Origin of the sequence: Actinocorallia sp. A-T 12471, assembly GCF_033875155.1 — a bacterium.
Taxonomy (GTDB): Bacteria; Actinomycetota; Actinomycetes; order Streptosporangiales; family Streptosporangiaceae; genus Actinocorallia.
Genome location: NZ_JAWZTE010000004.1, coordinates 13667 through 26458 on the forward strand (window position 1 = coordinate 13667; position 12792 = coordinate 26458).

9 protein-coding genes are annotated in these 12792 nt (G+C 71.3%); 3 read left to right on the forward strand and 6 right to left on the reverse strand.

All coding sequences use genetic code 11. The features are described from left to right. Window positions 1–41: 41 nt before the first annotated feature. The 3 genes from R9X44_RS12430 to R9X44_RS12440 are packed head-to-tail and all read right to left on the reverse strand — an operon-like array spanning window position 42 to window position 2631. Window positions 42–836, reverse strand: coding sequence for an enoyl-CoA hydratase/isomerase family protein (locus tag R9X44_RS12430; protein WP_319814244.1), 795 nt, complete (start codon window positions 834–836; stop codon window positions 42–44). Between the two features lie 31 nt (window positions 837–867). Then, window positions 868–1836, reverse strand: coding sequence for an NADP-dependent oxidoreductase (locus R9X44_RS12435; RefSeq protein WP_319814245.1), 969 nt, complete (start codon window positions 1834–1836; stop codon window positions 868–870). 27 nt (window positions 1837–1863) lie between these two features. Then, window positions 1864–2631 (reverse strand): SDR family NAD(P)-dependent oxidoreductase, encoded by a 768-nt coding sequence (locus R9X44_RS12440; RefSeq protein WP_319814246.1) that lies wholly within the window; start codon window positions 2629–2631, stop codon window positions 1864–1866. 1024 nt (window positions 2632–3655) lie between these two features. Here R9X44_RS12440 and R9X44_RS12445 point away from each other — a divergent pair. After that, window positions 3656–4723 (forward strand): hypothetical protein, encoded by a 1068-nt coding sequence (locus tag R9X44_RS12445; RefSeq protein WP_319814247.1) that lies wholly within the window; start codon window positions 3656–3658, stop codon window positions 4721–4723. A 306-nt stretch (window positions 4724–5029) separates the two neighbouring features. Beyond that, entirely contained in the window at window positions 5030–7156 is a 2127-nt protein-coding gene (locus tag R9X44_RS12450) for an ATP-binding protein (RefSeq protein ID WP_319814248.1), read from the forward strand. Window positions 7157–7158: 2 nt separating this feature from the next. On the opposite strand, the gene R9X44_RS12455 is transcribed toward R9X44_RS12450, so the two are convergent. The 3 genes from R9X44_RS12455 to R9X44_RS12465 form a co-directional block, all read right to left on the reverse strand. Then, complete coding sequence (locus R9X44_RS12455) at window positions 7159–7683, reverse strand: hypothetical protein (RefSeq protein ID WP_319814249.1); 525 nt, start codon at window positions 7681–7683, stop codon at window positions 7159–7161. Beyond that, the gene (locus R9X44_RS12460; RefSeq protein WP_319814250.1) at window positions 7680–8906 is read right to left on the reverse strand and encodes a hypothetical protein; all 1227 of its coding nucleotides are present in this window, start codon (window positions 8904–8906) and stop codon (window positions 7680–7682) included. Before R9X44_RS12460 ends, R9X44_RS12455 begins: the two co-directional genes overlap by 4 nt. Before the next feature lie 177 nt (window positions 8907–9083). Beyond that, window positions 9084–9347 carry a hypothetical protein gene (locus R9X44_RS12465; RefSeq protein ID WP_319814251.1) on the reverse strand — a complete coding sequence of 88 codons (264 nt, stop codon included), beginning with the start codon at window positions 9345–9347 and terminating at the stop codon, window positions 9084–9086. Window positions 9348–9640: 293 nt separating this feature from the next. On the opposite strand from R9X44_RS12465, the gene R9X44_RS12470 reads away from it, so the two are divergent. Continuing rightward, entirely contained in the window at window positions 9641–12775 is a 3135-nt protein-coding gene (locus R9X44_RS12470; protein WP_319814252.1) for an AfsR/SARP family transcriptional regulator, read from the forward strand. Window positions 12776–12792: the final 17 nt, after the last annotated feature.

A 12792-nucleotide genomic window follows, 5' to 3' on the forward strand; every position in this document is an offset into this window, starting at 1 on the left:
CCCACCGACAATCGGCGGGGGTTCGTGGTCGAGGGCTCGGGTCAGTCCCCGTACAGAGGCCGATCCCCGCGAGGCGTGAAGATCTGCATGCCGTACCCCTCCACGAACAGGCCGTGGTTGAGCTCGGCGGCCGCCGCCTTGCGGAACGGCTGGGTCAGCAGGTGCCGCGTGAACCGCCGGGTGGTAGTCGGCTTGGCCAGGAGCTTCGCCGCGATCTCGTGGGCCCGGCCGAGAACCTCGGCCTTGGGGACCACCTCGTTGACCGCGCCCCACGCCATGGCTTCCCGAGCGGTCAGCTTCAGGTCAGTGGTGAGGAAGTAGCGTGCCCGGTTCTGCCCGACGACCAGCGGCCAGACCAGGTGGATGCCGTCTCCGGGGACGACCCCCTGCGCGAAGTGCGCCCGGTCCATCAGCGTGGCGTCCTCGGCCGCGATGACGACGTCGCACATGAGGGCGAGTTCGGAGTGCAGTTCGGTCGGGCCGTTGAGGGCGGCGATACAGGGCACCTGGATGTCGAGGAAGTTGGTGATCAGCTGGTAGCCCGACCAGCCCAGACGTTCCATCACGACGGCGGGCACGGGCTCGCCCGCATCGCCGTAGGTGTAGTGCACGATGAAGTCGTCGCCCGCTCCGGTGAGGATGAGGACCTCGACTTCCGGGTCGCCTGCGACGTCGGAGAACGCGAAGGCGATCTCGTCGTGGGCGTTGCCGGGGGCCCAGACGATGCTGTCGCCGTCGGTGTGCAGCGTCATGGTGAGGACGCCGTCGGGCGTGCGGTCGAACCGCACGTTGTCGTATCTGTCCTTGTAGTCGGCGAAGCGCGTCAGCTTTGACATGGGCGTGGTCCGTTCTTCGAGGTGGGGTGGGTCAGGAGGGCGAGAAGTCGAGGACGATGCGGCCTCGGGTGCCGCCGGCCTGGAGGGTGGTGTGGGCGTGGGGGGCGTCGGTGGGGGCGACGACGGCGTGGATTCGGGGGGTGAGGCGGGTGGCTTCGACGGCGTCGCGGAGGTGGTGGAGGGCGGACTGGAAGTCGGGGTGCTCGTAGAAGGCGACGGGGTGGTAGGTGATGGCACGGGGGGCGGGAGTGGGGAGGGGGGTGGTGCCGGGTTCGCCGGGGGTGCGGAGGCTCGCGTAGCGGCCGTTGTCGGCGACGGCGTCCAAGGCGGAGGGGCCGAGCAGGGCGGCGTCGGCGAGGGCGTCCACGCCGGTGGGGAGGAAGCGGCGGACCTCGGTGGCCCAGGTTGGGCCGCGGCGGACGATCAGGTCGGCGCCAAGGCGTCGCAGGAGCGGTTCGTCCCGCTCGCTGGAGTCCGCGACGACGCGGGCACCCGCGAGCTTGGCGAGTTCGACGAAGAAGCCGCCGAACACCCCGGCCGCGCCCGTCACCGCCACGGTCGAGCCGTCCCGCACCCCCAGGACGTGCAGGGCGCGCAGAGCGGTGAGGCCGTTCATCGGGATGGTCGCCGCCTCGGCGAGGCTGACATTCGCGGGGGCGGCCACGGCCTGGCGTGCGGGGACGACCGCTGCCTCGGCGTAGCCGCCGCTGTGGGGGCGGTCGGGCATGACGACGGCCATGACGCGGTCGCCGACGGCGAGGTCGGTCTCGGTGCCGGGGCCTACCTGCTCGACCACTCCCGCGACGTCCATGCCCGGCACATAGGGGGCGGGCAGCCGGCTGAGGTCGACGTCGCCCCGGCGCACGAGGATGTCCGCCGGGTTGACGGCCGCGGCGTGGACGCGCACGCGCAGCTCGCCGGGGCCCGCCTCGGGGGTCGGCAGGTCGAGTTCGGTGAGGACCTCGGGTCCGCCGGGGACGGTGAAACCGATCGCTTTCATAATCTTCGCTCCTTGTGTGGTGGTGTTTCAGCGGTGGGGGCGGGCGTTGTGTCTTCGGGTGCGGAGGAGGCGGTTGATCAGGAGGGGGGTCAGGGCGAGGGCCTGGCGGCCCGGCATGACGAGCGCCTCGGCGGAGCGGCGGCGGGCGGCCAGGTCCCAGGCGGCGTCGGCGACGCGGTCGGGGTCGAGGAGGGAGGAGGGCGCGGCGGAGGGCGTCGCCCTGTGGATGGCGCTGTCGGCGATGAGGCCGCCGATGAGCAGGACGCCGGCGTAGAGGCCGTGCGGGGCGAGGGCGGCGTTGAGGGTCACCGCGTAGTTGCGGGACGCCGCCGCGGCGACGGTCAGCGCGCCGAGTTCGGGCACGGGAACGAGCGCGGTGACGGCGCTGGTGAACAGAAAGACGCCGGTCCCGCGTTCCCGCATCGACGGCATGACCTTTCTGACGACGTCCGCCGCCGGACGCACCAGCGCCATCGTCTCTTCTATGTCGGCTCCCGTGATCTTGTCGATCGGTTCCCCGGAAATGCCGTGCGGCGCGGGTCCGTAGTAGACGAGGTCGATTTCACCGAGTCTTTCCACCACAAAATCCAGCGCCCTGTCCATGGCCTCGGTGTCGCGCACGTCGGCGGCGAAAGCCTCGGCCGTGACGCCGAGCGCGCCGAGGTCGCGCAGGACGTCCGCGTGCCGCCCGGGATCGCGCGAGACCAGGGCGATCCGGTATCCCTCGCGGCCGAACCGCCTGGCCATCGCATACCCGAGGCCGGACCCCGCCCCGACGATCACTGCGGTGGACATAAAGGCACTCCCCATTCCTAGAATCGAATTTCCCCGCAATTCACCCGGTGCCGCGACGGGAAATAAAAACACCCGTCGGCACCGAATTGACATTCCACGAGGACACGCCAACTATAATCAGGAGCCAGGACGGGACTCTCCAAGCAAAGGGACAAGTGAGAAGGAATGGCGGCGAAAAAGTCTCAGATGCCCGGAGACGGGGACGGGGGCCAGGCCGCGCTGCGGGGCGACGCGCGGGAGAACCGGCAGCGGATCCTGGACTCCGCGCGGCAGCTGTTCGCGGCGCGCGGCGTCGACGTCCCGATGGCGGCGATCGCCAGGCACGCCGGGGTCGGCCTCGCCACCCTGTACCGGCGGTTCCCGACCCGTCAGGATCTGCTCGCCGAGGTCTTCGCCGAGCAGTTCGCGCGGTGTGCGGCGATCATTGAGGAGGCGTTGGCCGATCCCGACCCGTGGCGCGGGCTGCGTTCCGCGATCGAGGGGCTCGCCGCGATGCAGGCCGCCGACCACGGGTTCAGCGCCGCGTTCGTGGCGCACCTTCCCGAGGCCGCGACGGTCCAGCGGAAGCTGCGGCAGGGCGTTGTCGGGTTCCAGCGGCTTGTGGAGCGCGCGAAGCTGGCGGGCCGGCTGCGTCGTGACTTCTCTCTTGACGACCTCGCCCTGGTGCTCATGGCCAATGGCGGCGTCGTCGGCCATGCCCGCACCCCCACCGCAGCGTCACAGCGTCTCGTCGGCTACCTGCTCGACGCCTTCCGCGCCGACGCCGTGCCGCGCCGTCCGCTCCCTCCCCCGGCCCCCGCCGACCTCACCGAGATCGCCTTCCCGACGCCGAACCCGCGCTTACCCCCGGCGGCCTCCCAGGGCAAAGAACTTCCCCGGACGATCGAGCCCCCTCCGCGGGGCGATTCCGTCGGAAACGCGCCCTCGGGGGAAGGAGCGGATCTCCCTGAGGGGAACTGTCGGCGGGGTTCGGTTTGGGGAGAGGTCGGGGACATCCGGGGAGGTAACAGGGGGAGGTGGTCGTGTGCCGCCTGGCTATCTGGTGGCCGGGTCGTTCCTCGGACGGCAGCTGAGTCCCGGGGTGAATCCGGGGATGCTCGCCGTGCTCGGCGCGGTGGAGGCCGCGCTGACCGCCCAGTTCCTCGCGTTGCCGCCCGACCAGCGGATCAACCCGGTGACGGGGCAGGTCGCGGGCACCGTCGCGGAGTGGGCCGGCCTACGCGAAGCACCAGGAACCTGGCGGAAACAGGCGAACTTCCACTCGTCGGGGTCGGCCATCGACCTCGACACGGCGAGCAACCCGTACATCGCGACGCGGACGGTCAGCCCGGCCGGGATCGTCTTCGGCGGGGAGCGGCCGGCGAGCGCCCACCCGCTCAGCGCGGTCGAGGTCGGCCAGATCCGGGCGGCCGCCGTGTCGGCGTACGACCGCGCGATCCAGTTCATGCGGTCGCCGCTCGCCGCGGCGGACGTCGGCAACCGCAGGAGCGGCGAGTCCACCGCGTCATGCTTCGACCGTTTCGCCCTGGTGTCCGAGCTGCTCACGTCCTACCTGTCGTTCGGCTGCGCGAGCACGCTCAGCAGGATCGACCGCGTGCCCGTGCCGAACGCCGAGAGCGCGACGCCGTCCGCCCTGGAGTCGGCTCTCGGCGCGGAGCGGCGCGACAAGGCCGCCGCGGTCGCCGACCTGACGTCGTTCATGGCGAGCACCGAGTTCCGGCTGAACCATCCGCTCTGGCCGCTGACCGCCGAGCAGCAGTACCACCAGATCCTGCGGGACTACGAGCTCGTCCGCGTCCCGATGGTGTTCGGCAGTCTGTCGCTGAACCCCGCCGCGACACGGAACCCGGTGCGCGGCTTCCTGTCCCTGCGCCGCGAGCTCGTCATCGCGCTCTGCGACGTGGGACGCCTCCGCTGGGGAGCCTGCGACATGGGCGCGGAAAGCGGCGACATGATGCACTTCGACCAGAACACCCACGGCATCTCCCCCCTCAGACACCTAATGGGCGAAATGTCCCATGTTCTCGGCCCGATCCCCACGCTCGCCACCCGAACCTCCCGCCTCACCTATGCCGACACAGTCCCCCTATAACACCAGTCACCGGGCCGCGGCCTTTACGCAGTAAGGTAGGGTCGATCATCAACCACCCGAGACGCTGCCGCCCCGCCATTCGAATGTGCGCGACGGGGTCGTATTATCGGCAGCCGACCAGCTTGCCAGGCCCTGGAATCGGGCCGGAATGGCCGGGAAACAAGATCAATGTCACCGCTAATGCAATGATCGATAACGGGGGGTGAGGTGAATGTCGCCGCCTGAGGTAGATTGTTGTCGGCGCGACGAGCACAGCCCCTGATTGGCTCAGCAATAATTTCGCGATAACCAAAGGTGACGACGTTGATGGCCGACGACGATCCCGGCGCCGCCGCAGACAACGACTTCGCGGGCGCGGTCTCCGGCTCCGTCGTGCAGGCAGGGCACATCACGGGCGACGTGCACGTCGGAGCGTCCCGACGCCTTCCCGTGCCGGCACAACTGCGGGCCCGTCCCCCGCATTTCACCAATCGGCGCGCGGAACTGTCGGCGTTGCGGCGGGTAAGCGACGCCGTCAGAGCGGAAGGACGGCCGGGGCTGGTCGTCCTGACCGGTTCCGGCGGCGTCGGGAAGACCTCATTGGGCCTGTCGTGGCTGCACCAGATCCGCGAGCAGTTCCCGGACGGCCAGCTCTACGCCGACCTCCGCGGATTCTCCAGCGGCGATCCCGCCCAGCCGAGTGAACCACTCGAGGGATTCCTGCGCGCGCTGGGCGTGGGCCCCGAGCAGATACCCCCGAGAGTCGACGAGCAGGCCGCGCTGTACCGGTCGGTGACGGCGGGACGCCGACTGATCATCATGCTCGAGAACGCGGTCTCCGCCGCACAGGTCAGACCGCTCCTGCCCGGCCACGGCGAAGCCCTCGTGGTGGTCACGACGCGGCTGCGGCTGTCCGGTCTGGCGCTGGAGGGCGCGTCGTTCCTGCCCGTCAGCCCGCTCGATGAGGAGGACGCGGTCCGGCTGCTCGACGGAATCCTCGGCGCGCAGCGCACCCGCGCCGAACCGCACGCCGCCCGCGCGCTGGTCGAGCTCTGCGGCAGGCTGCCCCTCGCCCTGTGCACCTCCGCCGCCCGGCTGAAGGTCCGCGCGAACTGGCCGATCGCCCGGATGGTGGACGAACTCTCCGACGAGCGGCACCGGCTCGCCGTCCTGAGCTCCGACGAGGACCACTCGGTACGCGCGGTGTTCGACGTCTCCTACCAGGAGCTCACGCCCGACATGGCGCGGATCTTCCGCCTGCTGTCCCTGCATCCCGGCGACGACTTCGACGTGGAGTCCGCGGCGGTCCTCGCGGCGGTCGGCGGCAGCGAGGCGGCGCGCCTGCTCGACGGGCTCGTCGGCGCGAACCTGATCATCGAGGAGGAGTCGGGAAGGTACCGGTTCCACGACCTTCTGCGCCTGTACTCCCGCGACCTCGCCGAACTCTCCGCGGCCGCCGACGACGGTGACGCGGCGTTCGACCGGCTTCTTCAGCACCACCTCGCGACGGCGGTGGCGGCCGACGGCGTCCTGATCCCCGACCGATGGCATCTCGGCCCCCTCTACACACGGCCCCCGATCCGGCACTTCGCCGACAAGGCCGAGGCGGTGCGATGGCTCGAAGGCAACCTCGTCAACCTGCTCGCCCTCCAGCGGCACGCCCATGACCGTGCGCTCCACGCGTCCGTGTGGGCCATGAGCGAGGCGCTGTGGGGGCTGTTCGTCAACCGCAAGCACTACCGGTCTTGGCTGGTGTGCTACCGGCTCGGCCTTGACGCGGCGCGGGCGTGCGGTGAGCCCGCCGTCGAGGCCCGGATGCTCAGCGGGCTCGCGTCCGCGCACCTGAACCTCGAGGAGTTCGGGGTGGCGGCCGACCTCTACACCGAGGCCGTGCGCCTGGCCCGCGAGATCTCCCACCCGCTCGCGGAGGCGGCGGCCCTGGAAGGGCTCGGCGTGGCCCACCTCGGCCTGGCGCAGCCGGAGCGCGCGGCCGAGGCGTTCGTCCCGGCTCTCGCGCTGCACCGACGGCTCGGCCGTCCCCGGGGCATCGCGCTGATCACCCGCAGGCTCGGCGAGACCCTGCACGCCCTCGGCCGCGACGCGGAGTCCGCCGCGCACTTGGAGGTCGCCCGCGAGTACTTCGCGGGGACCGCGGACTCCTACAACGAGGCGAAGATCCTCACCACGATCGCCCAGGTCCACCTGCGCCTCGCGCGAGCGCCCGAGGCACAGCGGGCCCTGGACCGCGCCCTGGTCGTCGCGGAACAGGCCGGGGCCAGGCATGTGCTGGCGGGCGTCCACGTCGGCATGGCCGCCGTGGCCGAGCATCTCGGCGACGGCGACGCGCTGCGCGGCCATCTGCGCTCGGCGCTGGACATCTACGAAGACCTCGACGCGCCGCAGCGGCACCAGGTGGCCGAACGGCTGTCCGCTCTCGACGCCCCGGGCCGGTGACCTCAGGGACGGCCGGAACATGAGCGGCTCCGGACACGGCGGCGGTCCCTCCCGACGGAGAGCACGGCGTCGTCGAGATCCTCGAGCCGACGTCCCCCGACCTGCCACGCGTGCACCAGCGAGCCGTAGGACGCCAGGGTCACGAACGCGGTCCCGGCTCCGGCCGCCTTGACCAGGTCGGCCGACCAGCCCGCGCGGGTCAGCACGCGGACGTCGCCGTCGGAGTCCCTGACGACGGCCACCGCCCACCCGGTGCAGACGTCATCGAGGAGCTGGGCCTCGCGGGCGTGCAGGACCAGCACGTCGGCGATCGCCGCCCAGGCTGGCCGCGCCGCGTCGAGGAGCGCCACGAGGTGCTGGTCCACACCGTGCGCCGGGCCGCCATCCCCCGGGTGGGGGAACCGTTCGAGCAGCGCGGACAGGGACGTGCCGTCGGTCATGACCGACACGAGGGTCGCGTGCGCGGCCGGTCCCGTGGCGAAATCCCCGATACCGCCGACGCGCACGACGGTGAGGAGCGCGCTCATCCTGCCGCACTCCCCTGCTCGCGTATGAGCCTCGGCGGCGGAAGGACGGCCGGACGCGCCGGGTCACCGGGTTCGCTCAGACCAAGCAGCCGGTACATGGTCCGGCGCAGGATCTCCGCCGACCGGCCGGGGTTCGAGGTGAGCCTTGCGCGGAAGACGTCATGCGTCGTGGAACCGTCCCGCCCCAGGGCCTCCTCAAGCTGGCCGCGCAGCGGCGCGCCGAGGTCGAGGCGCGGCCTGACCCTGCCGAGGAGGCCGACCGGCGAGCCGGGCATGACGTCCCCGTCCGGAAACGCGCCGAGGACCACGGGCACGCCGAGCGCCGCCGAGTAGTACGTGACCGACCCGTGGTCGCCGACGACGAGGTCGGCGGCGATCAGGGCACCTCCCCATCCTTCCTCCGGGTTCAGCAGCCCGCTGCCATGCCGGGAATACCATGATTCGACCTGCCTACGGCCATGCCAGGTGAACATGTTCGGGTGCGCCGCGACGACCACGCGGTAATCGTGCGCGGGCAGTTCCGCGGCGAGGCGGTCGGGCAGGTCGGGATGCCGCCCGAGCAGGCTGCGCGGCCCCCACGTCGAGGACAAGAGGACGAGCCGCTGACCCGGCGAAACGCCAAGGGCGGCGCGGAAGGCCGCACGCGATCCGACGCTCGCGGCGATCCGGTCGTAGGCCGGATCGCCGGTCACCACGATGGCCGGCGCGGCCTCGGGGCAGACACGTCTGACCTCCTCGCCGTGTTCCTCCCGCGCCACCGCGATGACCGAGGGGATGACGCGGCCGCCCGCCACGATCGCCTCGGGCCGAAGCCCCGCCACCGGGCGGGGCGCGGGCAGTCCGTGCCCTGACCACCGGTGGATGAGCGTGTGGGGGCCGACTCCGTGCGGCAGCCACAGGACCGGCGCGTGCACCTGCTCGAGGCCCCCGTTGCCTGCGGCGACGGCGAGGTCGAAGGCAGTGCTCGTGGCCTGGGCCCACGGGATCACCGCCGCGCCCAGCCGTTCGAGGTACCCGGCGGTCCCGCCGGACAGCACCGATGCGGGGGCCACCGTGTAAACGACCTGAATGCGTCTGTCCCGCTCCACCAACGGCAGGACGTCGGCGAGCCGGGTGGCCGCCGTCAGGTGGTGGACGACCGCGAGCACCCTTTTCAGACCGGGTACTGTCGCGCCTTTCTCCGCGTCGAGCCCGAAGGGCCCGCGCCTCCAGCCGATATCCATGTTCCGACCTCCGCTCGCGACGGCCTTGCCCGGCTCCAACGGCCGGAGCGCCAGTCTGCGCGGGGGTTCTGGATGCCTCGCCTGTGCTTTCCTGGATGCTTTGCCTGCGCCCTTCTCGGCGCTTCGATACGGCAAGAGGACCGGTGTGGATCGTCCGGTCCTCTTGGACTCATCGGGTCAGACGGACGCCTGCTTCTGGCAGTCGCCCGTGGTGGAAACCGTTTCACCGGACCTGTAGCCTACGATGAAGATCACCGCACGGTAGTCGGCGCCTTCGCAGGTGTCCCGGCCTTCCGGAGTCTCCGTCGTCACGGGAATGGTCGTGGTCCGCTCAGGCCCGACCTCCGCTTCAGCGGGCGAAGCCGCCGCGGTGAAGGTGAGGGCCGCGGCGACGGCCGTCGCGGCGATTGCGCCGAGTGCGCAGGAGACGATATCGGTCATCCGTTACTAATCCTCTTGGAAGTAATAGGAATTTCTCCCCGCCCGGAACTGGGCGGTACCGGCACTCTAGCGGAGACCGTCCACTAAGTTCCTCATTTCCCCTACGTCCGCCATGTCGGATGTTGCAAGAGTTCACGCAGGTGGAAGCAGAAAAACCGACTTTCCGAGCACCGCCCGAGATAGCCATGCACCAATGGCCATTAACCGCAAACGCCGCCATTCCCTGGCAAATCCCCCATATCAATGAGAGAATCTCACGAGGGTGCTGGGGACGGTGGGTGCGGAGGCCGCGGATGGACGCCATTCGACTGCTGGGTCCGTTGGAGCTGTCCTGGCGCGGGAGCACACACCCCCTGGGATCGCTCCGCGAGCAGAAGGTCCTCGCCGCCCTGCTCCTGGAGTGCGGCCGCCCGGTGTCGGCCGACGCCCTCATCGCCCAGGTCTGGGACGACGACGCGCCGGAACAGGCCCGCGAGACGCTGATCAGCTACCTGTCACGCGCCCGCCGCAGGCTCGCGCGGGCGACCGGCGACGCCGTCCAGATCAGGGCGCACGCCGGGACCTACACCGTCGTCGTGGCGGACCACGAGGACGTCATCGACCTCTTCCGGTTCCGCCGCCTGCGACGTCAGGCGGTGTCCATCGCCGAGAGCGGCGACGGGGACAAGGCCCTCACCCTGTTCGCCGCGGCCGAGGCGGAGTGCGGCGCAGAACCCCTGGCCGGGCTCTCCGGCAGCTGGACGCAGCGGATACGGCTCGGCCTCGCCGAGGAGATACGCGCCGCGCGGCTGGAACGGATCGAGGTGGAACTCCGCCTCGGCAGGCACGCCGACGTCATCGGCGAGCTGCACAGGCTGCTCGCCCGGCACCCCGAGGACGAGCGCCTCGTGGGCCACCTCATGGTCGCGCTGTACCGCTGCGACCGGCAGGCCGACGCGCTGCGCGTCTACCAGGAGACACGCCGCCTCCTGCGTGACTCCTACGGCTCGGAACCCGGGAGCAGGCTGCGCGACCTCCATCAGAAGATCCTGCGCCAGGACCTCGACCTCGCCGTCACCCCCATGTACCGCAGGACCGGCCGGGCCGACCAGCCCCGCACGCTCCCCCCGCCGCCGGACGGCTTCACAGGACGGGCGGCCGAGCTCGCCGTCCTCACCGGCAGACCCGGCCCGGGGACGACGGTCGACGTCATCGCGGGCATGCCCGGCGTCGGGAAGTCGGCGCTCGCGTCCTACGCGGCGCACCAGCTGAGCCGTCAGTACCCGGACGCGCAGCTCTACCTCAACCTGCGCGAGCACGAGCCGGGCGGCAGCCCGCTCAGCCCGTCCGCCGCGCTCGCCGAACTCCTGCGGATGCTCGACGTGCCGCCGACCCGGCTGCCCGACGCGCTGCCGCGGCGCGCCGAGCTCTGGCAGCGCGAGATCGCGCACCGGCGGCTCGTCGTCGTCCTCGACGACGTCACCGATCCGGCGCAGATCGCGCCGATCCTCCCCCGGGGCCAGGGCAGCCGCGTCCTGGTGACCACGCGCAGACGCCTGCGTTCCCTCACCGGGGTCCGGCGCGTCAACCTCGACGTCCTCACCTCGGAGGAGGCGAGGACGCTCTTCGTGCGGACCGCGGGCCAGCCGGAGGACGACCCCGTCGCCGCCCAGATCGTCGCGCGCCTCGGCAACCTCCCCCTGGCGATCAAGCTGGCCGCCGCCAGCCTCCGCGACACCTACGCCAATGACGCGGCCGCCCTCATGGCCGACCTGGTCTCCAGCGGCCCTGGCGACGACGAGTGGCACACCGACTCGGCGCTGAACGCGGCCTTCGAACTGTCCTACCAGCAGCTGACCGAGCGGCAGCGCCGGCTGCTCCGCCAGATCGCGGCGAGCCCCTGTCCGCGGATCACCGAGCGCTCCGCCGCGGTGCTCACCGAGGTCCCGGCGGAGGAGGTGCGGGCCGACCTCGAGGCGCTGGTCGAGCACCATCTCCTCTCCGGGGAGGCCCGCGACGGGTACGCGCTGCACGACCTGACCCGGCTGTTCGCCCGTGACCGCGGGGTCAGGGAGGGCAGGACCGGAGAGCACCGCCGAGGCATCGAACGGCTCGCCTCGTACTATCTCGACGTCACCCGTGAGGCGGATCGGGCGCTGCACCCCCACCGCCGCCGCACGAAGAACCCGGGGAAGGCGGATTCCAGCCCACCGGCCTCCGAAGCCGCCTACCGCGAGCTTCTGGCGGGCGAGTGGCGGAACATCCTGACGGTCGCCCAGCACACCGTCCGCCAGGAGGGGAAGCGGAAGGGCGCGGACCTCGCCATCGCGATCTCGACGTACCTCGAGACGTCCGGCCTGTGGGAGGAGTGCGCGTCCTGCGTGCGGATGGCGCTCACCGCCTACCGCTCCCTCGACGAGCCGCGCGGCGTCGCCCAGGCCATGTTCGAACTCGGCCACGTCCTGTTCAGGACGGGTCACCACGGCGCGGCCCTCGACAACTTCCGGGAGGCGGGAAGCCTCTTCCGGAGCCTGGCCGACCGGGGCGCGGAGGCCGAGACCCTCGACTGGATGGGCATCGTCCACTGGTCGAACGGACGCATCCGCGAGGCGCTCGCCCACCACCAGGAGGCGCACGTCATCTACCTGGGCGTCGGTGACGTGCGCGGCGAGGCCGAGGCGCTCGGGCACAGCGGCATCGCGTACTGCCACCTGGGCCGCTATCCGGAGGCGGTGGAGAGCTTCACCGCGTCCCTCGCCATCTTCCGGAGGATCGGCGACCTGCGGGGTGAGGCGATGACCCTCAACAACCTCGGGGAGGTGCACCGCCGACGCGGCCTGCACCGTGACGCCGTCGACCGCTACCGGGAGGCGATGGCCATCTACGAGACGATCACCGGCAGGCAGGCGCTGGCGATCGTCCAGAACAACCTCGGGCGCATCGAACACTACAAGGGCAACCACCGCGAGGCGCTCCGCCGCTACCGGCACGCCCTTTCCACGTTCCGGGACACCGGCGACCGCCGCAACATCGCCAGCGCACTCAACAGCATCGGCGCGACCTACCGCGAACTCGAGATGCACAGCGAGGCGATCATCCACCACACCGAGGCCAAGGAGATCGCCGAATCCCTCGGCGAACTCTACGAGCTGACCCGCGCGCTCGCCGGCATCGGCGACGCCGAGGGCGGGCTCGGCCGGCACGCGTCGGCGCTGGCGAACTACGAGCGTGCTCTCCGGCTCGCCCAGGAGATGGGCGACCCGCTCCAGCAGGCGAGAATCCATGACGGGATCGGATCGGTCGTCCTTGACACGAGCGGCCCGGACGCCGCGCGCATCCACTGGCGGCAGGCGCTCGACCTCTTCGAGGGGATAGGCGCACCCGAGGCCGCCATCCTCGCGCTCCGGCTCCGCACGGCCGGGTCACGGACGAACCCCCGGGAGTCCTGACGGGCCCGGACTAGCCG